This is a genomic window from Mucilaginibacter sp. PAMB04168 (assembly GCF_039634365.2).
Taxonomy (GTDB): domain Bacteria; phylum Bacteroidota; class Bacteroidia; order Sphingobacteriales; family Sphingobacteriaceae; genus Mucilaginibacter.
Window position 1 is genome coordinate 3716441 of the sequence record NZ_CP155079.2, and the last position, 22593, is coordinate 3739033.

Annotated in this window: 22 protein-coding genes; 15 read left to right on the forward strand and 7 right to left on the reverse strand. The window is 43.4% G+C overall.

From position 1 onward, the window contains the following. Positions 1-10 precede the first annotated feature (10 nt). Positions 11-1957 carry a KUP/HAK/KT family potassium transporter gene (locus ABDD94_RS15695; RefSeq protein ID WP_345951152.1) on the reverse strand — a complete coding sequence of 649 codons (1947 nt, stop codon included), beginning with the start codon at positions 1955-1957 and terminating at the stop codon, positions 11-13. Between the two features lie 199 nt (positions 1958-2156). Between ABDD94_RS15695 and ABDD94_RS15700 the strand changes: the two genes are divergently transcribed. From ABDD94_RS15700 to ABDD94_RS15745, 10 genes are all read left to right on the forward strand, one after another. Beyond that, positions 2157-2666, forward strand: a complete 510-nt coding sequence (locus tag ABDD94_RS15700; protein WP_345953064.1) for a T9SS type A sorting domain-containing protein — start codon at positions 2157-2159, stop codon at positions 2664-2666. A gap of 363 nt (positions 2667-3029) precedes the next feature. Next, a complete protein-coding gene (locus tag ABDD94_RS15705) occupies positions 3030-3641 on the forward strand; it encodes a fumarylacetoacetate hydrolase family protein (RefSeq protein ID WP_345951150.1) in 612 nt (203 codons plus the stop codon). Positions 3642-3645: 4 nt separating this feature from the next. Beyond that, positions 3646-5358: a peptidoglycan DD-metalloendopeptidase family protein gene (locus ABDD94_RS15710; protein WP_345953065.1), complete on the forward strand. Its 1713-nt coding sequence runs from the start codon at positions 3646-3648 to the stop codon at positions 5356-5358. Positions 5359-5373: 15 nt separating this feature from the next. After that, positions 5374-5838 carry a thioredoxin-dependent thiol peroxidase gene (bcp, locus tag ABDD94_RS15715; RefSeq protein WP_345953066.1) on the forward strand — a complete coding sequence of 155 codons (465 nt, stop codon included), beginning with the start codon at positions 5374-5376 and terminating at the stop codon, positions 5836-5838. A 101-nt stretch (positions 5839-5939) separates the two neighbouring features. After that, positions 5940-6494 carry a sigma-70 family RNA polymerase sigma factor gene (locus ABDD94_RS15720; RefSeq protein ID WP_345951147.1) on the forward strand — a complete coding sequence of 185 codons (555 nt, stop codon included), beginning with the start codon at positions 5940-5942 and terminating at the stop codon, positions 6492-6494. A 51-nt stretch (positions 6495-6545) separates the two neighbouring features. Continuing rightward, on the forward strand, positions 6546-7484 hold the full coding sequence (locus ABDD94_RS15725) for a hypothetical protein (RefSeq protein ID WP_345953067.1): 939 nt from the start codon (positions 6546-6548) through the stop codon (positions 7482-7484). A gap of 11 nt (positions 7485-7495) precedes the next feature. Next, a complete protein-coding gene (locus ABDD94_RS15730) occupies positions 7496-7945 on the forward strand; it encodes a hypothetical protein (protein WP_345953068.1) in 450 nt (149 codons plus the stop codon). Positions 7946-8075: 130 nt separating this feature from the next. Next, complete coding sequence (locus ABDD94_RS15735) at positions 8076-9266, forward strand: aspartate aminotransferase family protein (RefSeq protein WP_345953069.1); 1191 nt, start codon at positions 8076-8078, stop codon at positions 9264-9266. Between the two features lie 307 nt (positions 9267-9573). Beyond that, complete coding sequence (locus ABDD94_RS15740; RefSeq protein WP_345951143.1) at positions 9574-11850, forward strand: glycosyltransferase family 4 protein; 2277 nt, start codon at positions 9574-9576, stop codon at positions 11848-11850. Then, the gene (locus ABDD94_RS15745) at positions 11851-12861 is read left to right on the forward strand and encodes a glycosyltransferase family 4 protein (RefSeq protein ID WP_345953070.1); all 1011 of its coding nucleotides are present in this window, start codon (positions 11851-11853) and stop codon (positions 12859-12861) included. 141 nt (positions 12862-13002) lie between these two features. Here ABDD94_RS15745 and ABDD94_RS15750 read toward each other — a convergent pair whose 3' ends face one another. The 6 genes from ABDD94_RS15750 to ABDD94_RS15775 all read right to left on the reverse strand — a co-directional run bounded on the left by ABDD94_RS15750 (position 13003) and on the right by ABDD94_RS15775 (position 17793). Then, entirely contained in the window at positions 13003-14469 is a 1467-nt protein-coding gene (locus ABDD94_RS15750; protein WP_345951141.1) for a glycoside hydrolase family 130 protein, read from the reverse strand. 169 nt (positions 14470-14638) lie between these two features. After that, positions 14639-15559, reverse strand: coding sequence for a DUF58 domain-containing protein (locus ABDD94_RS15755; protein ID WP_345953071.1), 921 nt, complete (start codon positions 15557-15559; stop codon positions 14639-14641). Positions 15560-15631: 72 nt separating this feature from the next. Further along, positions 15632-15952, reverse strand: coding sequence for a thioredoxin (gene trxA, locus ABDD94_RS15760; RefSeq protein WP_345951139.1), 321 nt, complete (start codon positions 15950-15952; stop codon positions 15632-15634). 173 nt (positions 15953-16125) lie between these two features. Beyond that, complete coding sequence (locus tag ABDD94_RS15765) at positions 16126-16683, reverse strand: sugar O-acetyltransferase (protein ID WP_345953072.1); 558 nt, start codon at positions 16681-16683, stop codon at positions 16126-16128. Between the two features lie 86 nt (positions 16684-16769). After that, positions 16770-17066 (reverse strand): Asp-tRNA(Asn)/Glu-tRNA(Gln) amidotransferase subunit GatC, encoded by a 297-nt coding sequence (gatC, locus tag ABDD94_RS15770; protein ID WP_345953073.1) that lies wholly within the window; start codon positions 17064-17066, stop codon positions 16770-16772. Next, entirely contained in the window at positions 17056-17793 is a 738-nt protein-coding gene (locus tag ABDD94_RS15775; protein WP_345953074.1) for a lysophospholipid acyltransferase family protein, read from the reverse strand. Before ABDD94_RS15775 ends, gatC begins: the two co-directional genes overlap by 11 nt. 40 nt (positions 17794-17833) lie before the next feature. Here ABDD94_RS15775 and trpS point away from each other — a divergent pair, with 40 nt between their 5' ends. From trpS to ABDD94_RS15800, 5 genes are all read left to right on the forward strand, one after another. Beyond that, positions 17834-18829, forward strand: a complete 996-nt coding sequence (trpS, locus tag ABDD94_RS15780; RefSeq protein WP_345951135.1) for a tryptophan--tRNA ligase — start codon at positions 17834-17836, stop codon at positions 18827-18829. Positions 18830-18952: 123 nt separating this feature from the next. Continuing rightward, entirely contained in the window at positions 18953-19567 is a 615-nt protein-coding gene (locus tag ABDD94_RS15785) for a deoxynucleoside kinase (RefSeq protein WP_345951134.1), read from the forward strand. A gap of 76 nt (positions 19568-19643) precedes the next feature. After that, a complete protein-coding gene (gene kdsB / locus ABDD94_RS15790; RefSeq protein WP_345953075.1) occupies positions 19644-20381 on the forward strand; it encodes a 3-deoxy-manno-octulosonate cytidylyltransferase in 738 nt (245 codons plus the stop codon). 129 nt (positions 20382-20510) lie between these two features. Then, complete coding sequence (locus ABDD94_RS15795; RefSeq protein ID WP_345951132.1) at positions 20511-21134, forward strand: hypothetical protein; 624 nt, start codon at positions 20511-20513, stop codon at positions 21132-21134. Between the two features lie 95 nt (positions 21135-21229). Next, positions 21230-22567: a peptidoglycan DD-metalloendopeptidase family protein gene (locus ABDD94_RS15800; protein WP_345953076.1), complete on the forward strand. Its 1338-nt coding sequence runs from the start codon at positions 21230-21232 to the stop codon at positions 22565-22567. The last annotated feature ends 26 nt before the right edge of the window (positions 22568-22593 follow it).

A 22593-nucleotide genomic window follows, 5' to 3' on the forward strand; every position in this document is an offset into this window, starting at 1 on the left:
TTATAATGTATTAAATCACACGATTGATGGTAACCGTTTCGGGATCGGTAAGCATGAGTGGTACCTTTTCTACCGTTACAAAGCTCAGGTCTAAGCCAAAGCCTCGTTCTTCAGATATACTCACCTTTTTAAGCTGGCTATATGCGGCCATAATAATGCGCTCGTAAAAAGACAGGTTATGTGAGCGGGAAAGCACTTTTTCAATTACCACAAATCTAAAGTCGCCCACAATTTTACGCTTGCTGAGAGATTCATACCTGCTGGTGATATCCACCTCGCCGTTCTTAACCAGGTCTTCTACTACTTTGCGGAATAAGAGGTTTATTTGCTGCCCTACCCTAAAGCCCAGTTTAAAGTCGATACGGATTAGTTTGTTTGGCACTAAAAAGTCCACTTCGTAATCGCGGGTATAGGGCTCATCCATAACGTCAACATGCACCAACCAGTACACATCGGCACGTTTAGGTTGCTTTTGCAGTATAGAGTAAATAATCTTCGACTCGAGCTCGGAGTTAAAATTGGCGCTGGTAAGGTAAACTAATTGCGAGGCATACTTAGGTACCGATTCGTCTTCACTCAACTCTTTTAAGATATCATAGTAGTCTTCAACTTCAACAAACTTAACATAGCGGTTACGGATTTTACGGGCAGTGTGCCAGGTCCACATTACGCCGAAGAGCACCACACCTATAGTTACGGTAAACCAGCCACCAGCAGCAAACCGGCCCAGATTTCCGTATAGAAAAGTACCTTCAACCAGTACGTAAACCACCAGGAACAAATTGATCAGATAGGATGGCACCTTACGTCTTCTCAAAAATTTAGACACCAAAATGGTAGTCATGAGCATGGCAATTGTGATGCTTAAACCGTATGCAGCTTCCATCTTTTTAGACTCCTGGAAAAGCAATACCACGCCAACACAGCCCGCTAATAAAATCCAGTTGATGCTGGGCACGTATAATTGTCCCTTTTGCTCAGACGGATAATTGATTTTTACCTTAGGCCACAAGTTTAAACGCACCGCCTCGGCAATAAGCGTATATGACCCCGAAATTAATGCCTGACTGGCGATAATAGCCGCTATAGTAGCTATACCGATACCAAATATCAAGAACCATTCGGGCATTATTTGATAGAACGGATTCAGTTTATCCAGATCAAGCTTTTGCCCGTTGTGTTGCAGTAACCATACGGCCTGCCCCAGGTAATTGATAATTAAACAGCTTTTTACATATACCCAACTCGCCCTAATATTTTTACGACCGCAATGGCCAAGGTCTGAATACAAAGCCTCAGCCCCGGTTGTACACAAAAACACCCCACCTAATATGGCAAAAGCAGCCGGATCGGTGGTTAATATATGGTAAGCGTAGTAAGGGTTTAGTGCCTTCACTACCGATGGCATCTCCACAATGTAATTAACACCAAGTACACCAATCATGGTAAACCATATAAACATCATCGGACCGAAAGCCTTACCCACTAAGGAGGTACCAAACTGCTGGATAAAAAACAAGAAAGCAATAATGGCAATAACCACGCTCATGGTTGGCAAATGAGGATACCGGGTGTGCAGCCCCTCAATAGCCGAAGATATGGTAATTGGTGGTGTAATAATACCATCGGCGAGCAGAGCGCAGCCACCAACTATGGCCGGTATAATAAGCCATTTGGCACGCCGGCGTACTAAAGAGAATAGAGAAAATATGCCGCCCTCGCCTTTATTATCGGCCTGAAGCGTGATCATGACATACTTTATAGTGGTTTGCAGTGTGAGCGTCCAGAAGATACACGAGACGCCGCCTAATACCAGTGCTTCTGAAATTGGCTCTTCCCCTACAATTGCTTTAAAAACGTATAAAGGTGATGTACCAATATCGCCATAAACAATTCCTAAACTGATAAGCAACCCGGCGGCTGTCAGTTTTTGCAGATCTTTATTGTGTGATGACACTTTTAGAATGAATAAAATTATAAAATTCAGAACATGCGCAGAATAACGCATAACAGGCTGTCACCTGTTTAAAATCAACTGATTAGTAGCATAACCAGCCAAATCAATTTTTGTTAAAAATTGTTAAAAAATGTATATGTACTTTTTACACTGTAACGATTAACTTGATTTATTAGTACCTTTGTAATTGAATGTAAATATGGGGCAAAGATATACTTTTAATCATTTATGGATAATATTAATTGCTTCGGCAATGGCCATAAACTTTGCCTTTGCTGCGGGGCCCGGTAAGGACATGCGGCGCGACACTATTTATGTGCGTAAACCAAAGGTTAATCAAAAAAGTTCTTACCTTAAAAATGGCATCAGCGTCGCTTCAATGCCACAGGTAAAGCCGTCGCCTTACTCAAACATAAAGCCGAGCGTACAAACCAATACCGATAAGCTGCTCAGCAATGTGCAGATATACCCAGTTACCGTAACCGATCAAATAACACTGAAATACATGTTATCGCGCAACAGCAACGTGACAATTAAAATTATGGATGTGTTAGGCAACAATGTGGCTACTTTGTTTTCTGACAGGGTGGAATCTGGCGAAAAGACCTTTGTTCATAACATTGCTACAAACAGGTTAACCAGCGGTTTTTATTTCTTAAGGGTAATGGTAGGCACCGAATCGGTGATAAAGCGTATTACGATACTGTAAAACTTTTACATTCTTATTTAAGCGCTCAATTTGCTTCCCAAACATGTCTTTTCTTAAAGCAGGTATTGCAAAAAAATCTTTTTACAGGTAAGAAAAAGAACAAGCGCTTTACTAGGCGCGTGCGTGGCACACGATAGCTGTAAGGCTTTTTGCACTTACGGCAATAAGGTATTCTCTCTTCCATTTTACGGGATCTTAACCTCCATAAGAAAAGCGTTGACTGGTTGCTCTAAATATATAAAATCATTAAAACTTATGCTTGAACTTTAAGTTATTATTTCTGTTACTTGAAAGTTACATGGCGCAACAACTTAAATTATTGTGTAAATAATATAGATTTGGCCTTGTACACACTATTTTGCTATGAAGATAATTGCCATTGGCCGCAACTACGCCGAACACGCTAAAGAACTGAATAACCCTGTGCCTACTACGCCGGTAATATTTATGAAACCGGACACTGCACTGCTTAAAGACAATAAGCCTTTTTATCATCCGGAATTTTCGCAGGATGTACACCACGAGATTGAACTGGTATTGAAGGTAAGCAAAGAAGGCAGGCACATCAGCGAAAAATTTGCAGGCGATTATTTTGACGAAATAGGTTTGGGAATTGATTTCACCGCCCGCGACATTCAAAGCCGTCATAAAGAGAAGGGCTTGCCATGGGAACTGGCCAAAGGGTTCGACCACTCTGCACCTATCAGTAACTTTTTACCCAAAAGCCAGTTTGCCGACTTATATAACATCAATTTAAAACTTGATGTAAACGGGCAAACACGCCAGGACGGTAACACCAAAGACCTGCTGTTTTCTTTTGAGCGGCTAATTGCTTTTGTATCTCAATACATTACCCTTAAAAAAGGCGACTTGATCTTTACCGGTACCCCTGAGGGCGTAGCTGCCGTTAAACCGGGAGACCACCTTGAAGGTTACCTGGAAGGGCAAAAACTACTCGATTTTCACGTTAAATAAGCTGATGCTAAAAAATATTATTTGTTTGCTGGGAGGCATAGCTATGTTCACATGTAGCCATGCGCAAGATATTGTAAAAAGTAAAACTTACCCCGTGGGTGCGTTTCAGTACCCGCTCGATTTACCGCCAAGTACGGCTGGCTCCTTTGGTGAGTTGCGTGCCAATCACTTTCATTCTGGGCTCGATTTCAGGACCAACCGCCGAATAGGCTACCCTGTTCATGCTGCCATGTATGGTTACGTGTCGCGTTTGCGTGTGCAACTAGGCGGCTTTGGCAATGCGGTTTACTTAACTCACCCTAACGGCTATACAACGGTTTACGGCCATCTCGATCACCTGACACCCGAACTGGCCAAGGCCGTGCGTCAGTACCAGTATGAGCACCAAACTTATGAGGCCGATTTCAGGCTGCAGCCATTTCAATTCCCGGTTACTAAAGGGCAGCTTATTGCCATATCGGGCAATACCGGCGCTTCAGGCGGGCCACACCTGCATTTTGAAATACGCGATTCGTTAACCGAAGAAACTGTTAACCCTCAACTGTTTGGCTTAACCATCCCTGATAATATTCCGCCAGCAATTAACAGCATCACTTTATATCATCTTAATGGCCACCCTTTTAGCGAAAACACCTTGCGCCAGTATTATGACGTATCAGGTGCTGGCGGCAACTACCGCTTAACCAAACCGCAAACCCTGTTTTTAAGTGGCGATATAGGCTTCGGTATAACCGCTTACGATCAGAACAGCTCATCGGTTAACCGCAATGGCTTTTACTCACTACAACTAAAGGTTGATGGCCGTACAGTGTATACGTTCGCAGTTGAACGTTTTGCATTTGACCAAACACATGCTATTAACGGCTATATCGACTATCCGCAATACATCAAAGCCAGGCGCTGGATACAAAAATGTTTTGTGCCGCCGGGCAGCCATATCTCACTTTATCCGCAGTCAGAAGACCGGGGCGTTGTCAGCTTCCGCGACACTTTGCTGCACGATGTGGAATATGTGGTTAAGGATATAGCCGGCAATACTTCTACCCTGAAGCTTAAAGTACAATCCAGCATTGCTAAGGACAGGCCGGTGGTTAATTACACCGGTACCCGCTTCCGGTACGATCAGCGTAACGAGTTTAACAGCGGCCCGCTTAAAGTGGTAGTTTCTCCCGGTAATTTATATGATGATGTGGATTTTCAGTACAGTCTGCTACCGCAAAAGCCGGGCACATACTCGGCCACGCACCGTGTACACAACCGGCTCACCCCTATTCATCTTAACTATGACTTATGGATAAAGCCAGATGCCAGCATTGGCAGCCTGGCTAATAAAGCAGTAATCGTAAACGCCATGGGCGGCTCAGTGGGCGGCATTTACCAGGATGGCTATGTTAAAGCTAAACCAGCTTCATTTGGCGACTTTTATATACGGATTGATACCGTTGCACCGATAATAACCCCAATTAACATTCGCAATGGCAGTAACCTGGCCGGTGTACGCAGTATTGCCTTGCGCACAAGCGACAACCTCTCTGGCGTAAAAACCGTGGTAGGCAAGATTGACGGTAAATGGATTTTGCTGGAACAGGATTATAAAACCCGTGTTTTTAGATATACCTTTGACGAAAGCATTACGGCGGGTAAACATACTTTTGAGGTAACCGTTACCGACCAAAAAGATAATGTATCGCAGTATGCGGCAGCATTCAACCGATAAGTAACCTATATTTATATGGCAACATTAAACGAAGGCGATAAAGCACCTGATTTTACCGCTAAAGACCAGAACGGCAAAACCGTATCATTAGCCGACTATAAGGACAAAACCGTAGTACTCTATTTTTATCCTAAAGATGATACCCCGGGTTGTACGGCCGAAGCCTGCGATTTTAGGGACAATTACCAGTTCCTTTCAACACAAGGTTATGAAGTTATCGGCGTTAGCACCGATGACGAAAAATCGCACAAAAAGTTTGAGACCAAGTATAACCTGCCGTTTACGCTTATTGCCGACGCCGACCAGCAAATTGTAAACAGTTATGGCGTTTGGGTTGAAAAGAACATGTATGGCAAAAAGTATATGGGTACCCAGCGTACCACTTTTATCATCAACCCTGAGGGGGTTATAAGCCATATCATTAGTAAAGTAGACACCAAGAATTCATCGCAGCAAATACTGGATTTGCTCAAGGCATAAGGCTATTTTAAAAACATTTAATATCTTTAATTCTGTTATAGTAAAAACAGTTTTGTATTAAACCTATTACAATTCCATACATCCAATAGAAAGAACAATAGATGTCAGCATCCGTTAGCGATACCGAGATACTCAGCAAGTTTCAGGACGAAAAAACCCGGAACGAAGCTTTTAACTTACTGCTGAGCAAGTACCAGCAGAAAATATACTGGCACGTGCGCCGTATGGTAATTGACCATGACGACGCCGATGACCTGGTGCAGGACGTGTTTATTAAAATATGGAAGAACCTGCCCGGCTTTAGGAGCGATGCCCAGCTTTACACCTGGATGTATCGTATTGCCACGAATGAGTGCATTACGTTCTTAAATAAAAAGAAACAGAAAAATAATATACCGCTGGATGATGTATCTTATGAGCTGGCCGAATCATTAGCCGACTCAACTTACTTAAGCGGCGACAAAGTACAGTTAAAGCTGCAACAGGCTTTACTTACCCTGCCCGACAAACAGCGGTTAGTGTTTAATATGAAGTATTACGATGATATGAAGTACGAGGAAATGTCTGAAGTATTGGGAACCAGTGTGGGTGCGCTAAAAGCATCGTTCCACCTGGCAGTGAAAAAGATTGAGGCGCATTTACTATCACACGATTAATTTTCATTTTTACATTAAACCTTATTGTTTTATTTTCATCAAACGTAGGATATGGAAATCGATATAGAACATAAAGACTGGCATGAGGATGACTCATGGCGCCAAAAGTTACCAACAGGTAACCCTTTTAGCGTGCCTGCCGGATACTTTGATGACTTGAGCGAGCAGATTATATCGGGTGTACATTTAGAAGAAATTAAGCAAGCCGACGCTTTAGGAGGTTTTACCTTACCTGGAAACTATTTTACTGAATTAAGCACCAACATACAAAGCCGCATTGCCATTGAAGAAGCAATGGCTGCAGAAGGCGAGAGTTTCGCGGTTCCGGAGAATTATTTTAATGAGCTGAGCAGCAATATACAAAGTCGTATTGCTTTGGAAGAAGCGGTGGGTGAAACCGCAGAAAGCTTCACCGTACCGCAAGGCTATTTTGACGAGCTGAGCAGCAACATACAAAGCCGCATAGCTATTGAAGAAGCTCTGGCGGGTCAGACTGAAGAGTTTGCCGTTCCTGAAGGATACTTCGAAAGTTTAAGCAGTAATATACAAAGCCGCATAGCTATTGAGGAAACTGTAAGCGCTGACAGCAATGCTTATGCTGTGCCCGATGGTTACTTTAATCAGTTACAGCAAAGCATTTTAAGCCAAACAGCCCAAAAGCCGGAAACCAAAGTGGTTCAAATGCCATCAAGAGGCAATGTTGTAAGAAAACTGGTTTCAACAGCGGCATTTAAGTATGCATCTGCTGCATGTTTTGCTATCATTGTAGGATTGGCTGTTTACATGAAACAGGCCTCATTACCATCGGCAGCTCAAAACCATACATTTATGCATGAGCAATTACAAGATGTATCAACCGATGTATTGGAGAACTACCTGGAAAATCAGGCAGATGCCACCCAAACAGAACGCACCGTTATAGCTGACGGTTCGCAGCTTGATGACGACGCACTAAGAGCCGCTATTCAGGATTATGTTGACGCCCAATAAAAAATTTTGAAATGAACAACTTTGTTAAATATATAATACTTACCCTGCTTATTGTTGCCGGAGCTAAGGCTTATAGCCAGCCCCCGGCTTCGTTCAGGAACAGTAAGGGTAATTTTTCTCCTTATAAGAAGATCGAAACTGCCAGGGAGAACTACATTGATAGGCAGCTGGACCTATCTGACGATGAATCGGCTAAATTTTGGCCGCTTTATCGGCAGTACAGCCAGGAAATAAACAGCGTGCGTAAGCTGAAACGTCAAAACATGCTGAATAACCGATCAAAGGACCAAATTGATAAGGATTTGCTTTATGATCAGCAACTGGTTGATATCAAACGTAAGTACACACAGGAGTTTTCAAAGATATTACCGCAGGCCAAAGTGAATCTTGTCTTCCGGAGCGAAAGCGAGTTTAGAGATGAGCTTATAAAAATTTACCGCGAACGCGGAACACCGGATTGAGATTAGTTGATAACGGCACATGCAAAGTCTGTTTCAATAGTTAGCTATTGCGAGCCGATTATCAAACTACTTAACCAAAAATACAAAAGGCCTTACATGGAAAGTGTAAGGCCTTTTGTATTTTTGCCCCATGTTAACCCTCCGCCAGCTGTTTTTAGCAAATAACGCTCAAACCACCGATTTTCCGCTTCTACTGGAATTTGAACGTGCGCAAGGAGTTTATCTGTACAATGCAGAGGGCAAACCATACCTGGACCTTATATCGGGCATTGGTGTGAGTAACATTGGCCATGGCAATGCGCAGGTTATTGAGGCTATCAAAAATCAGTTGGATAAATATATGCACCTGATGGTATATGGTGAATACGTACAAACCCCACAGGTACGTTTCGCCGAAAAGCTTACCTCCCTCCTGCCCGGAAGTTTGCAGTCGGTATATTTTACCAACTCTGGAGCCGAAGCCATTGAGGGCGCCATGAAACTGGCTAAACGCTATACTGGCCGAAACCAGATCATTGCCTGCCATTACGCTTACCACGGCAGTACGCAAGGTGCACTGAGCATAATGGGTAACGAGGATTTTAAACAAGCCTACAGGCCCCTACTGCCCGGCATACAATTTATTAATTTCAATAGCCTTAACGATCTGGATCTCATTACCAGTGAGACAGCCTGCGTGGTGATGGAGACCATACAGGGCGAGGCAGGCATACGCGTACCTGAGGCAGCATACATGCTGGCCCTGCGTAACCGCTGCACCAAAACAGGCACGCTACTGATACTCGATGAAAACCAAACAGCCTTTGGCCGTACCGGAAAGCTGTTTGCTTTTGAGCATTTTGGCATCGTACCCGACGTTCTGGTGCTTGGCAAGGCCTTGGGCGGCGGAATGCCGCTGGGCGCTTTCATTGCCTCGAATGAAGTAATGGGAGCCCTGAAAAATAATCCTATTCTGGGGCATATCACCACATTTGGCGGGCACCCGGTGTGCTGTGCATCCGGACTGGCATCTTTAGAGGTTTTATTAAATGAAAACCTGATTGAACAAGTTGCCGCCAAAGAAGCGCTGTTTAAACAATTACTGGTACACCCTGCCATTAAACAGATACGCGGAAAAGGGCTGATGCTGGCTGCCGAACTGGACAGCTTTGAACTTAACAAAGCTATCATTGATCATTGTGTTGAGCAGGGCATTATTATCGACTGGTTTTTACATTGCAGCAATTCCATGCGCATTGCTCCTCCGCTTATTATCACTTCTGAACAAATTAAAGAAGCCTGTGCTACAATAATTCAGGCCATAAACATATTTGCGGTATAGTTGAGTTTTTTAAATTACGACGTAAGCCAAGGCTTGCTACATTTGGTTATGCGACTGCTTAATTAAACAAACTACATCCGTTTCTTTAATTCATACGGCTTAGTGTACGTAAAACACTAAAATTGGAACATTTTGGTACAATTTGTGCGATATATTGCATGATATTATTCTATACGGGCTATAGCCCTGAATATGCAGTATCGATGAGCGGCCATTGCCCTGTTTTATAGTCAAAGTGTATATTACTGCATTACTTTATCTGTTCCAACATAATATTAACGGTTAACACCAGATACTTTTATATAAAATGAAAATAGCGTACATCTCCACCTATCCTCCCCGCGAGTGCGGAATTGCTACATTCAATCAAAACCTGATGCGTGCAATCAGCGCCAACTTTCCTAACCGCGAATCACTTGTTGACGGCGGTTATGTTGTTGCGGTTAATGATTCGGAAAGTCTGCAGGAATATGAATATCCACAGGAGGTAAAGTATGTTATAAGACAGAACCACCAAAAGGATTATATCCGTGCAGCAAATTACATTAACACCAGTACTGCTGATGTTTGTATTATGGAGCATGAGTTTGGTATTTACGGCGGCGAAAGCGGTATTTATATACTGCCATTGCTTAATCGTTTAGAAAAACCGCTAATTTCAATCTTACATACCGTATTGCGCGAGCCTAGCTACGCACAAAGGATCATCATCCGTGAAATTGCTGAGCAATCGGCCAAAATTATAGTGATGAGTAAACGTGCTGTTGAGTTTTTAACCACTATTTACGATATACCGGCCGAAAAAATACAAATTATTGAACACGGTGTGCCTGACCTGGAAGCGCCTATGCTAAATCCGGTTAAAGGGCTTACCGCATTTAAAAACAGAAAAGTGCTTTTAACCTTCGGTTTAATAAGCCGTAACAAAGGGTTGGAAGTGGTAGTAAAAGCTTTGCCCAAAATTGTGGCTAAGCACCCCGATGTAATGTATGTGGTGTTAGGAAATACTCACCCGGGCGTTGTAAAGCACTCTGGCGAGGAATACCGCGATTACTTAAAAAGCCTGGCTGCTCAGCTAAAGGTATCAAACCACTTAAGCTTTATTAACAAGTTTGTGGCCGAGGAAGAACTGATTGACTACCTAACAGCTGCGACTGTTTATGTTACGCCATATCATAACGAGGCGCAAATTACCAGCGGTACTTTATCTTACGCTGTAGGTGCGGGCGCTGCTGTGGTATCAACTCCTTACTGGCATGCTACCGAGCTGCTGGCCGATGGCCGCGGCTGCCTGTTTGATTTTAAAGATGCAGACGCACTTGCCGACACCGTTAACGAGTTACTTGACGATGAAGCCAAATGGAACGAAATAAAACAAAATGCTTACGAATACGGCCTGCACTTACGTTGGCCGGTAGTTGGCGCCGAATATATCAGAGTTGCACAAGAGGCCAGCAGCCGTCATGATTTTAGAGATAAGATACTGCGTAACAGTATTGTTGACCCAGAAATTATGCCTGCCTTTAACCTGGCCCACGTATTACGCTTAACTGATGATACCGGTATTGTACAGCATGCTAAATACGGCATACCTAATTTAAAAGAAGGATACTGCTTAGATGATAACGCACGTGCTTTAATTATGGCACTGATGGCTTATCAGCGTAATAAAAGCCCCGAGGCTTTCAGGTTATTGCCAATATACCTCAGCTACATCCATTATATGCAAACCGATGATGGCAACTTCCGTAATTTCCTGAGCTTTGACCGCCGCTATTTGGATGAGGTTGGTTCAGAGGATTCATTTGGGCGTACTATTTGGGCGCTGGGGCACCTGATTGGTTGCGCAGCACACAATTCATACCGCGAGTTTGCCATGGAGCTTTTTCATCGCTCATTCCCGCACTTTCAAAAGCTGCAGCACATTAGGGGCATGGCTAACACCATTATTGGGATATGCTTGTACTTAAAGGCTGTGCCTACCGATGAAGGCATGATGAATGAGCTCAACAGGCTTACTGCTCCATTAATAGAGGCTTACGAAAAGACTGCTAGCCCGGAGTGGCAATGGTTTGAAGAGGTAATGACTTATGACAACGCTATTTTACCGTTAGCACTATTACATTCGTACGAAATAACCAGTAACGAAAAGGTTAAAGAGATAGCCCTTGAATCGATGGCCTTTTTAGATAAGCTTACTTTATCAAACGGCTATTTAAGCCCTATTGGTAATGATGGCTGGTACTACCGGGGAGGCACCTTCCCTACCTTTGATCAGCAAGCTATTGAGACCATGGCTATGGTACTAATGTATTTCCAGGCTTATGAAACCTTACGCAAGCCCGAATACATTGAAAAAATGTTCTTGAGCTACAAATGGTTTCTTGGAGAAAATACCTTGCGCGCACCATTGTATGACCATGAAACTAAGGGTTGCTGCGATGGCTTGATGCCTACCGGTATTAACCGTAACCAGGGTGCCGAAAGTACACTTGCTTATATGATATCGCACCTTACGGTATTAAAAGCTTTTGAACTGGAGTACGAGTATAACAAGTTTGGGCAGAAAGCTGAAGTTTGCTAAATGAGGGTTGCCGTTTTATCACCCGTTGCATGGCGCACACCGCCAAGGCATTATGGGCCATGGGAACAAGTAGCCTCTAACATAGCCGAGGGACTGGTAGCAAAAGGCGTGGAAGTCACCTTATTTGCAACCGGCGATTCTATAACTGCAGGCAAACTTGATGCTGTTTGTTCTACAGGTTACGAGGAAGACCGTAACCAGGACGCCAAGGTGCTTGAGTGCCTGCACATCAGTAACCTGATGGAAAAGGCCGGGCAATTTGATTTAATACACAACAACTTTGACTTTTTGCCACTAACCTACTCCAGGCTTATTAAAACACCGGTGATAACCACCATACACGGTTTTTCATCACAGCGTATTATACCGGTTTATAAAAAGTACAACGCTACGTCACATTACGTATCTATAAGTAATGCCGACCGTAGCCCTGAATTGAATTATTTGGCTACAGTTTATAACGGATTGAATACAGCAGACTTTGCCTTTAGCCCAAAGGCAGAAGATTACCTGCTGTATTTTGGCCGTATACACCATGACAAAGGCACCGCCGAGGCAATTGAAATAGCGCTTAAAAGCAATAGAAAACTTTTGATAGCGGGCATTATACAAGATGCCGGGTATTATCGTGAAAAAGTAGAACCATTTATTGATAATGAGCAGATTGTGTACGTGGGCCACGCCGGACCAGAAGAACGCAATGCGCTTTTAGGTAAAGCGGCTGCACTGTTACATCCCATTAATTTTAACGAACCGTTTGGTATGAGCGTGGCCGAAGCGATGCTTTGTGGTACACCAGTCATAGCTTTCAGCAAAGGGTCGATGCCTGAACTAATTAAACACGAACAAACCGGCTTTTTAGTAAATACTACAGATGAAGCTGTGAAAGCCGTATCAAACCTTAACACCATTAACCGGCAAGATTGCAGGGATTGGGCAGGTGATCAGTTCTCGAGTGAGAAAATGGTAAACGATTACTATAGCCTGTATGAGAAGATTTTGCACGTGTAGCGCGTGACTTCTTGGTATCCAAAAATAAAGCCCGCCATTGGCAGGCTTTTATTTTTAACACTAGTCCGCAGAATTCGCAATTGTACAAAAGCAGAAAGGCTAACCTAATGGTTAGCCTTTCTGCTTTATCAATGATGTGAATTATACACCATCCTCTTTTAGCTTGTTCAGCAATGTTTTCAAATCTACCTCAGCAAATGATGAGGAATAATCAGATAAGCCGTAAGGAATAATTAGTTTATCGTTATGAACTATTGAACCGCACGAATAAATAACGTTAGGAACATAACCTTCACGCTCATCGTTGTTAGGCGTCAGTAGTGGTTCCTTAAGGCGGCCAATCTCTATTGCCGGATCATCCAGTTTAAGTAGGCTGGCACCTAAAACATATTTACGCATAGGACCTACGCCGTGGGTAATCACCAGCCAACCGTCCTCTGTCTCAATAGGCGAACCGCAGTTACCTATCTGGATAAACTCCCAGCTAAACTTAGGCTTTTGCAATACCTCTGGCTTTTCCCAGATGTTTATTTTATCTGAGTACATAATGTAATTGTTGCAGCCATCAATACGCGACATCATAACATACTTACCGTTTATTTTACGCGGAAACAGCGCCAGATTTTTATTTTGTGCGCCTGCACCATAAAGCGGCATGATACGGAAGTTTATAAAATCGTTGGTTTGCAACAATTTTGGCATAATCAGCGCCCCATCATAAGCGGTGTAAGTGGCATAGTACGACCAGCTCCCATCATCGTTTATAAACTTTACAAAACGGGCGTCTTCAATACCCTTACGTTCATACTCCGAAATAGGGAAGATAACGCGGTCGGATATATCGGTATCCAGTGAGAAAACGATCTCATAATAAGAATCGGCCAGCCAAAGCACTTTATCATACTCCAGTTTGCGCATATCATCATGCTGCAGGCTTTGCGAATCCTGAATTAAGCGGCGCAAATTAGTGTACTCAAAATGATGATCCAGCTTTTCTTCGAGCTCCTTCAGTACATCAACATTAATTTGCGTTGTAGTAGCCTTTTCGAAAAACAGCTTTTTATTGTAAACCGCATTACGAACAATCTCGGCCTCATCAATATAATTACCAGCTGGCATCACGGTAATATTATTGTTTTTATCAAAAAGTGCGCGGCGGAAAGTAATGGACGAAATATGGCCCTCACCTACTGCCCTAAAACTAATAATTACCCGACGCTCACCTGCTTCCAAATCACTTTGGTCGGGGTCTTCAATAATAGATGGGTTAAAAAATGCTGCCGACTCAATAGAATACTCATGCGTAAAGTACGAGCCTATCAATAACTTACGGTATACGCTTAACGAGTCGAAATCGATTTCCAACTCGGTAAACAGGTGCTTGAGCTTGGCACAATGCCGGTTAAGCACACGGGTTATGTTACGGTGACGACTGGAATACTCTTGCAGCAGCGGAGAGATGAGGCTAAACACCCTTTCTTCATCCACCTCCATTACACGTTGTATTACATCTTTTGAACGTTCGTTACCATTAAAAAAGAATCGGGCAATAACACGCTTCGGATCAGGATTTACTTTAACAGCCTTACGCTCGATGGAAAGTCTCATATGGGGAATAATATATTATATCAGTAGTATATTGGCTAAAAACTTAACGCAACAAATTTAGTACCCGCTCTTAAAAAAAAGCTGGTTTAACATCTTATCTAAAGCAAATTATATTCACTATAGTTTTAGGTTTTTGAAATATTAGTGCTTACGCACTGGCGGTACACGTTCAAATCACCTTGTTACGCTTCACCAGATAAGCTTTCAGCAAGTTATTATATCCTTCGTCAATATTAGCATCAACCAGCTCTACCTGGTATTGCGCACACTTCAGTTCGAGTTCATGCCGGTATTGGTTAAGGGCCTGGCGATAGCTTTCGCGTACCCTGCCCGGATGCACCTTCACTTCCTGCCCGCTTTCCATATCTACAAAATGGTGTGGTCGGTTATCAAAGTCAAAATCAAGCTCGTGCCGACGGTCATTTACGTTGAATATGATTACCTCGTGTTTGTTGTATTTAAGGTGCTGCAATGCAGCAAACAGGTCCTGGCTTTTGCTGGCATCCATGCTGTTCTCTAGCATGTCGCTAAAAATTATAATCATGGAACGCTGATGCACATTCTCAGCAATGTGGTGTATTACATTGCTCAGATTGGTTTGCGTACCTTGCCTGGGCTGATTGTAAGCTTTCTCCAATTCCGCAAACAGGTAATACATATGTGTGGAGGTAGAACGGGCCGCGCTCAACCAGTCAATCCTGTCAGCAAACAAACCCAGCCCAAAGGCATCGCGCTGTTTTTTGAACAGGTACATTAACGAGGCAATGGCATATACTGAAAACTGCAGTTTGCTTAAACCTTTTTCCGGAAAATTCATAGATGATGAAGTATCTAGCAATAGGTAGCTACGCAGATTAGTTTCCTCCTCAAATTGTTTCACAAACAATTTATCGGTTTTGGCAAAAAGTTTCCAATCAATATTCTTCACCGATTCGCCGCTGTTATACAAACGGTGTTCGGCAAACTCTACAGAAAAACCATGAAACGGACTTTGGTGTAAACCGGTAATGAAGCCCTCCACCACCTGGCGGGCCAGCAACTCGAGGTTGGCTAATTGACGGATCTCCTGATTATTATTTAGCTGGGCCATTGCAACTAAAGTAAATAAAAAAAGCGCTACCGCTTTAAGGTAACGCTTTTTTTATATGATTATAAACCGGGCTTAGGCCAGTTGTTTAGCCAGTTTATCGGTTAATACTGATTTAGGCACTGCACCAATTTGTTTATCTACGATCTCACCGTTTTTAAAGAACAGCAAGGCGGGGATATTACGGATGCCGAACTTCATGGACACACCGGGGTTATTGTCTACGTTTACTTTTCCTACAATGGCCTGACCATCATATTCTTTAGCAATCTCTTCAACTACGGGGCCTACCATACGACAAGGACCACACCACTCTGCCCAAAAGTCAACTAAAACTGGTTTATCTGATTTTAACACTAATTCTTCGAAGTTAGCGTCAGTAATTTCTACAGCCATGATTTCTATTGTTTATGTTTTAACAAATATATAATAATCAAATAGCTTGCCACAAGTGATGCATGACAAAGTGACAAACAGATTATGTTCTTTAAAGCAGTTAGTATTTAAACAATTTAGGTACAGCCTAAGCACATATAGTTTAGCACGCCTAAAAGCCTAATAATAATTTGTTACTTCTTTAAGCTCCTGATTACCTTAGCCGGGTTGCCTACTGCTAAAGAGTCATCCGGAATATCTTTTGTAACAACCGAACCTGCGCCTACAACACAGCGATTCCCGATAGTAACACCCGGGCAAATAATAGCGCCGCCACCTATCCAGCAGTCATCACCTATGGTAACAGGTTCGGCATTCTCTTTACTCCGGCGAAACTCGGCATCCAGCGGGTGCGTAGCGGTATAAATTTGTACGCCCGGTGCACAAAACACGTTCGAGCCTAACTTCACCTCCATTACATCAAGCACTACGCAGTTAACGTTGAAGTACACATTCTCGCCACAAGTAATATTATAACCATAATCGCAATGAAAGGGAGGTTCGATATAAAGGCTTGCCGGTGCATTGGGAATGAGTTTAGCCAAAATAGCTTTGGTTTTATCACTCACTACATACTCGGTAACATTGAGCTGATGCAGCAGGCGCTTGCAGTCGGTACGTTCTTTTAAAAGTTGGGGATCATTGGCCAGGTAATACTCGCCCGACAGCATTTTTTCTTTTTCGGTCTTCATAAAAATTTTGATAAGTACCAAAGGTCGCGCTCGTTAATTCCTAATACATCTGCACATCTATAACCGTACATTGCACTTTGTGATCGTTACCTCTTCTGCTCAATAACTTTAGCCACCAAAAAGTGCTTGCCGTCTTGCTGAGGGGCGTTTAGCAGCGCTTCGTCGTGCGTTATTTCTTGCTTTACCACATCCTCGCGCAAGGTATTTACCTCGTCGGTCATGTAAATCAGGGGCTCTACGTTTTCTGTATCAACCTCATTTAGCTTAGCCATAAAGTCCAGGATTTTGTTCATGTCGGTCATGAGTGTCTCGGTTTCTTGCTCATTCACTTCGAGCCTGGCCAGGTGAGCTATTTTGGCAACGGTATCTTTATCAATTTGCATAGCTTTCAAATTTACGGTTTATTAAGGCATATACCTCATCGCGCAATGCATCAGCATCATCAACGGTAAGGTTAGCGGTTTCTATAGGTTTATGCACGTAAACATCACAAATACCCGGGCGGCTGCCCAGTTCCAAACCGGTGTCCCAAAGTACCTTCCAGGTGTTTAAGGATGTTACCGGTATAATGGGTACCTTATGCTCAATGGCCAGCCTGAATGGCCCGTTCTTAAACTCATGCAAACGGGGCGGGTAATCATCAGGTATTTTGCCCTCCGGAAAAATTACCATGCTCATGCCTTGCTGCAAGCGCTCGGCCGCACTTTTAAACGCCCTGAACGATGACATCTTGCTGTCTCGGTTCACCGGTATATCAATGGTTTTAAAAAATATTTTGGTCACGAGGTTTTTCAGCAACTCTTCTTTACCAATAAAACAGAAGTTACTTTTGACCAGTATGCTCATGGCCGTAATATCCAGGTTGGAGGTGTGGTTTGAGCAAATGATGTAAGTTTTGCTCCAATCTAAAGGCTCCTCGAACCGGAACCGATAAAAAATACCGGCCATTGAGGAGCTGCATAAACCCCATATGCGGCGAAACACATTCATGGAGCCATAACGCTCCGGCTTACGCGAAAAGTAAAAGAGAAAGGGCCATAACAAAAAATAGAAAAAAGCCACGCCATAGCGGTAAAAATGACTGTGTACTTTCCTCAATAGTTTTTTCATCGATGCCAAAAATATAAAAATTCCTTACTTTCGCCCCATTATGGAAACTGTTGTTAGTGGTATTCGTTCAACCGGTAAACTGCATTTGGGTAACTATTATGGTGCTATCCAGAATTTTATTAAAATGCAGCACGAATACAATTGCTATTTTTTTATTGCCGACTTACACTCACTCACCACACACCCTACCCCTGCCAACCTGCATGGCAACGTAAAACAGGTGTTGGTAGAGTACCTGGCCGCAGGCATCGACCCTGAACGCGCCACTATATATGTACAAAGTGATGTACCCGAAGTAGCAGAGCTATACCTGTACCTTAACATGAACGCTTACCTGGGCGAGCTGGAACGAGCCACCTCATTTAAAGATAAGGTACGCGCCAACCCTGATAACGTTAACGCTGGTTTGCTTACCTATCCGGTGTTAATGGCAGCCGATATCATCATCCATAAAGCCACCAAAGTACCTGTGGGTAAAGACCAGGAGCAACACTTGGAAATGGCCCGCACGTTTGGCAATCGTTTTAACCGTTTATATAACACCGAATATTTCCCCGAGCCTTACGCTTTTAACTACAGCAGCAACCTGGTCAAAATCCCCGGATTGGACGGTAAGGGCAAAATGGGCAAATCGGAAGGCGAAGGTAACGCTGTTTACTTGTCAGACTCTCCGGAGGTGATTCGCAAAAAGGTAATGAAAGCTGTTACCGACGCCGGCCCAACTACCGAAAACCAGGAGAAGCCATCCGAAATTCAAAACCTATTCGATCTCATGAAGGTGGTATCAACTACGGATACTTATGAGCATTTTGACGGCTTATACAATACGATGCAAATACGTTACGGTGATTTAAAAAAACAACTGGCCGAAGATATGATTATAGCCACAGCGCCCATTCGCGAAAAAATAAATGATATAGCCAATGACCAGGCCTACCTACGCCAGGTAGCCCGCTACGGCGCCGCTAAAGCCCGCGAAAGTGCGCAAAAAACTATTAGAGAGGTACGGGAAATAATAGGATTCAGAAACTTTTAAAGTTATTATTGAGCTGTTGGTTAATAGTTATTAATTGCCGTATATAAAACCGCAACTATAAAATTAGCCGCTATCTCAATTATCCTGTTAACTTAGTAACACAATAACTATTAACTTTACCAAATGCACATTGCAATTGTTGGAAATATAGGTGCGGGTAAAACTACCCTTACCAGTTTATTAGCTAAAAATTACGGTTGGGAACCACAGTACGAGGCGGTAGATAACAACCCCTATCTGGAAGATTTTTATAAGGATATGAAACGCTGGAGCTTTAACCTGCAAATATACTTCCTCAACAGCCGTTTCCGCCAGATTACTGATATACAGCAGAGCCAAAAAAATATTATCCAGGACCGTACCATTTATGAGGATGCCTACATCTTTGCCGAGAACCTGCACGATATGGACCTGATGGATACCCGCGATTATGATAATTACCAATCCATTTTTGAGAATATTACATCATTCATAAACCCGCCCGACCTGCTGGTTTATCTAAAGGCCTCCATACCTAAATTGGTTAATAATATACACCGTCGTGGCCGCGAGTACGAAATTGGCATCCGGTTGGATTATTTATCTAAATTGAACGAAAAATACGAAAAATGGATATCCGGTTATAAGTTGGGCAAACTACTCATTGTAGATATGGATAACCTCGATTTTGCCAATAACACCGAAGACCTGGCCACAATTATTGAACGCATTGAAGGCGAAATAAACGGATTGTTTTAGCCTGATAGGTTGATCGGTGAGTGATTAAGCAGTTTTTAACTTCTTCTCAATTCAAACAACCAACAACTTTACTCACATGAAAATACTTGGCATTATACCTGCACGTTATGCGTCTACCCGTTTTCCGGGTAAGCCACTGGTTGATATTACCGGCAAAGTAATGATACAACGGGTGTACGAGCAGTGTGTTAAATGCGCAAGTTTGGATGAAGTTATTGTGGCTACCGATGATGTGCGCATCCTCAATCACATTCATGACTTTGGTGGCAAGGCAGTAATGACTTCTCCTGACCATCAAAGTGGTACCGACCGTTGCGCCGAAGTAGCAGCTAATCATCCCGAATATGAGATCGTCATCAACATACAGGGCGATGAGCCCTATATCGATCCGGTACAAATCAGTAAAGTAGCCGCCTGTTTTAACACTCCTGGTACACAAATAGCTACCCTAATTAAAAAGATTACGGTTGCTGCCGACCTGCATAACGCCAACTCGCCGAAGGTAATTGTGAACAAGCTGGGAGACGCCATTTACTTCTCCCGCTCGGCGGTACCGCATATACGTGGTCAGGAGCCGGAACAGTGGTTTGAACATTTTGATTACTTCAAGCACATTGGTATTTACGGCTTCCGGTCGGAGGTGTTGCGGGCTGTAACACGTTTACCTGTTTCGTTATTAGAGAAAGCCGAAAGCCTGGAGCAATTACGCTGGATTGAGAACGGTTACCGCATTAAAGTAGCCGAAACGGAGCTAGAAACACAAGCGGTAGATACGCCTGAAGATTTGGAAAAGCTAAAACAGGCTACTAAATAATTAGCTGTCATTACGAGTGCAGAAACATTGTACTCTTACTATCCATTTTGCTACACAAGTAAAAAAGTTTTCGCCTACACCTTTTACTGTTGTTATATTTGATTATAAGCAGCAGTAAGCCAACCGGTTATGGAGAATAAGAATTTACCATTAATTACTATCACGTTATCGGGCTTATTTGCCATATTAGGGACAATTGTGGGAGGCGTCGTTCAAGGCTACTGGAATGTTCAGCTTGCGGAAAGAAAATATCAGTCGGATCTGGTGTTAAAGGCTTTGGAGTCGAGTTCTGCCGAAGAACGTTTACAAACACTTAAGCTGCTTGTTCATACCAACTTAATTAAAGAATCAGATGTAAGGGATAGTGTAAGCAGGTACATACTGCAAAGCGAAAAAGACCCGGAGACCATTCCCCAAATTAAACCGGCAGCAGCCCAATCTCTTGAACCGCCTATAATAAATAACGCCAGACTTTATTTACTAACAGGCAGTAAAAATAAGGCTATAGCATTTACCGACCTTAACAGCAAACTTACTTCAGCTGGTTTCAAAGTAATGGGAGCAAAAAATATCATTGATGTTGGTCGGCCCGATGCACCGGAGGTTAGGTATTTCAACATGTCTGATCAGCAACAGGCTGAAAAAATAGCAGAATTTGTAAGATTTAAATTTGACGCATCAAACTTTGCAGCCAAATACTATGTAGATGCCAAGGCAAAGCCTGGATATATAGAAATATGGCTGGGCAGGTAGCGCTATGTAAACTGATGCAAATCTGTTACTTGTACTACGTTCCATACTTTAAAACCTTTCATCATACATCAGGTTTAAGAAATTAAACTTTGGTGATGAAAAATCATTTTGCCTGCCTTTTTTTAATCTTTTTAACAGCAATGCTTTGCTGCTCCTGCAGCAAAAGAGGCCCGCTTGCACTGTTTAACAAACTGTCGCCACATGATGCCTATGCCCAACGATTGAAAGATGCTGGATTAGAACGCTCAGCTATGGGCAACGCCTGGTTGCAAAAAGGGCAGCTGAGCGTTAGCAATCCTTTAAACATTAGCATTCCATACAAGGAAACCGGTTATTTTTCGGCCGAAAAAATACCAGTTACTGCTTTGCGATTCGATGCCCGGCGTGGGCAAAAGCTAAACATAAGCCTAACTAAAAAGCCGCAGACCAATTTCTCCATCTATATAGATCTGCTGCAGGAACAAAGCGCGACCGAACAAAAAGTTTTAGCCTCGGCAGATACTAACGGCCGCAGCTTGGAATACGAGGTTAAGGAGAACGGTAAATACATATTACGCCTTCAGCCAGAATTGTTGCGCAGCGGCGAATACACCCTTACCATCACTTCCGGCCCTTCACTCAACTTTCCGGTCTCATCAAGCGGCAAGCCGCATATAGGGAGCTTTTGGGGCGATGGGCGCGATAACGGCGGCCGACGGCACGAGGGCGTTGATATATTTGCTATCAAACACACACCAGCCATTGCTGCTGCCAATGGCACGGTAACCAGGGTCACCGAAAACACTTTGGGCGGCCTGGTAGTATTTATGCACCCCGATAACCGCGATTATACGCTGTATTATGCCCACCTGGACAAACAATTGGTGCAAGACGGACAAACTGTACGCATAGGCGACACCCTTGGGCTGGTAGGTAACACTGGTAATGCCCGCACTACACCGCCGCATCTGCACTTTGGCATTTACACTAACGGTGGGGCAATTGATCCGCTGATTTTTGTCGACCGTGAAGTAAAGTCTCCACCTCCTATCAGCGCCTCGTTAACATTGCTCAATGCCACGGCCCGTACAACCGCCCGCAACAACGCCCTACATATCGAACCGACTGACAAGGCACTTACCCGCCAATCCGTACCCATTAGCACACCACTTACTATTGAAGCAGCCACAGACGGCTGGTACAAAGCCACCCTTCCTGACGGTACGCAGGGCTACATACAAAGCCGTAACGTAACCACAGCAACAGCTACTCTGCGCCGTATTACCCTCAATCAAGCCCGGCCGCTGTTAGATGCACCGGATAGTGTAACGGCTGCCCGTAAAGCAACCCTGGCCAACGGTACGCAGGTGGCTATCAGAGGCTCGTTCAAAAACTATTATTTAATTACTGATGATAACGAAAACACCGGCTGGATAAATATGAAAATTGAGTAGTTTTCCCTGCCTGGAGTTAATTATAT

What these genes read in the sequence shown, in the direction of transcription:
- ABDD94_RS15700 (WP_345953064.1), top strand. Translation starts at nt 2,157, where the DNA reads ATGGGGCAAAGATATACTTTTAATCATTTATGGATAATATTAATTGCT.
- ABDD94_RS15705 (WP_345951150.1), top strand. Translation starts at nt 3,030, where the DNA reads ATGAAGATAATTGCCATTGGCCGCAACTACGCCGAACACGCTAAAGAA.
- ABDD94_RS15710 (WP_345953065.1), top strand. Translation starts at nt 3,646, where the DNA reads ATGCTAAAAAATATTATTTGTTTGCTGGGAGGCATAGCTATGTTCACA.
- bcp (WP_345953066.1), top strand. Translation starts at nt 5,374, where the DNA reads ATGGCAACATTAAACGAAGGCGATAAAGCACCTGATTTTACCGCTAAA.
- ABDD94_RS15720 (WP_345951147.1), top strand. Translation starts at nt 5,940, where the DNA reads ATGTCAGCATCCGTTAGCGATACCGAGATACTCAGCAAGTTTCAGGAC.
- ABDD94_RS15725 (WP_345953067.1), top strand. Translation starts at nt 6,546, where the DNA reads ATGGAAATCGATATAGAACATAAAGACTGGCATGAGGATGACTCATGG.
- ABDD94_RS15730 (WP_345953068.1), top strand. Translation starts at nt 7,496, where the DNA reads ATGAACAACTTTGTTAAATATATAATACTTACCCTGCTTATTGTTGCC.
- ABDD94_RS15735 (WP_345953069.1), top strand. Translation starts at nt 8,076, where the DNA reads ATGTTAACCCTCCGCCAGCTGTTTTTAGCAAATAACGCTCAAACCACC.
- ABDD94_RS15740 (WP_345951143.1), top strand. Translation starts at nt 9,574, where the DNA reads ATGAAAATAGCGTACATCTCCACCTATCCTCCCCGCGAGTGCGGAATT.
- ABDD94_RS15745 (WP_345953070.1), top strand. Translation starts at nt 11,851, where the DNA reads ATGAGGGTTGCCGTTTTATCACCCGTTGCATGGCGCACACCGCCAAGG.
- ABDD94_RS15750 (WP_345951141.1), bottom strand. Translation starts at nt 14,469, where the DNA reads ATGAGACTTTCCATCGAGCGTAAGGCTGTTAAAGTAAATCCTGATCCG.
- ABDD94_RS15755 (WP_345953071.1), bottom strand. Translation starts at nt 15,559, where the DNA reads ATGGCCCAGCTAAATAATAATCAGGAGATCCGTCAATTAGCCAACCTC.
- trxA (WP_345951139.1), bottom strand. Translation starts at nt 15,952, where the DNA reads ATGGCTGTAGAAATTACTGACGCTAACTTCGAAGAATTAGTGTTAAAA.
- ABDD94_RS15765 (WP_345953072.1), bottom strand. Translation starts at nt 16,683, where the DNA reads ATGAAGACCGAAAAAGAAAAAATGCTGTCGGGCGAGTATTACCTGGCC.
- gatC (WP_345953073.1), bottom strand. Translation starts at nt 17,066, where the DNA reads ATGCAAATTGATAAAGATACCGTTGCCAAAATAGCTCACCTGGCCAGG.
- ABDD94_RS15775 (WP_345953074.1), bottom strand. Translation starts at nt 17,793, where the DNA reads ATGAAAAAACTATTGAGGAAAGTACACAGTCATTTTTACCGCTATGGC.
- trpS (WP_345951135.1), top strand. Translation starts at nt 17,834, where the DNA reads ATGGAAACTGTTGTTAGTGGTATTCGTTCAACCGGTAAACTGCATTTG.
- ABDD94_RS15785 (WP_345951134.1), top strand. Translation starts at nt 18,953, where the DNA reads ATGCACATTGCAATTGTTGGAAATATAGGTGCGGGTAAAACTACCCTT.
- kdsB (WP_345953075.1), top strand. Translation starts at nt 19,644, where the DNA reads ATGAAAATACTTGGCATTATACCTGCACGTTATGCGTCTACCCGTTTT.
- ABDD94_RS15795 (WP_345951132.1), top strand. Translation starts at nt 20,511, where the DNA reads ATGGAGAATAAGAATTTACCATTAATTACTATCACGTTATCGGGCTTA.
- ABDD94_RS15800 (WP_345953076.1), top strand. Translation starts at nt 21,230, where the DNA reads ATGAAAAATCATTTTGCCTGCCTTTTTTTAATCTTTTTAACAGCAATG.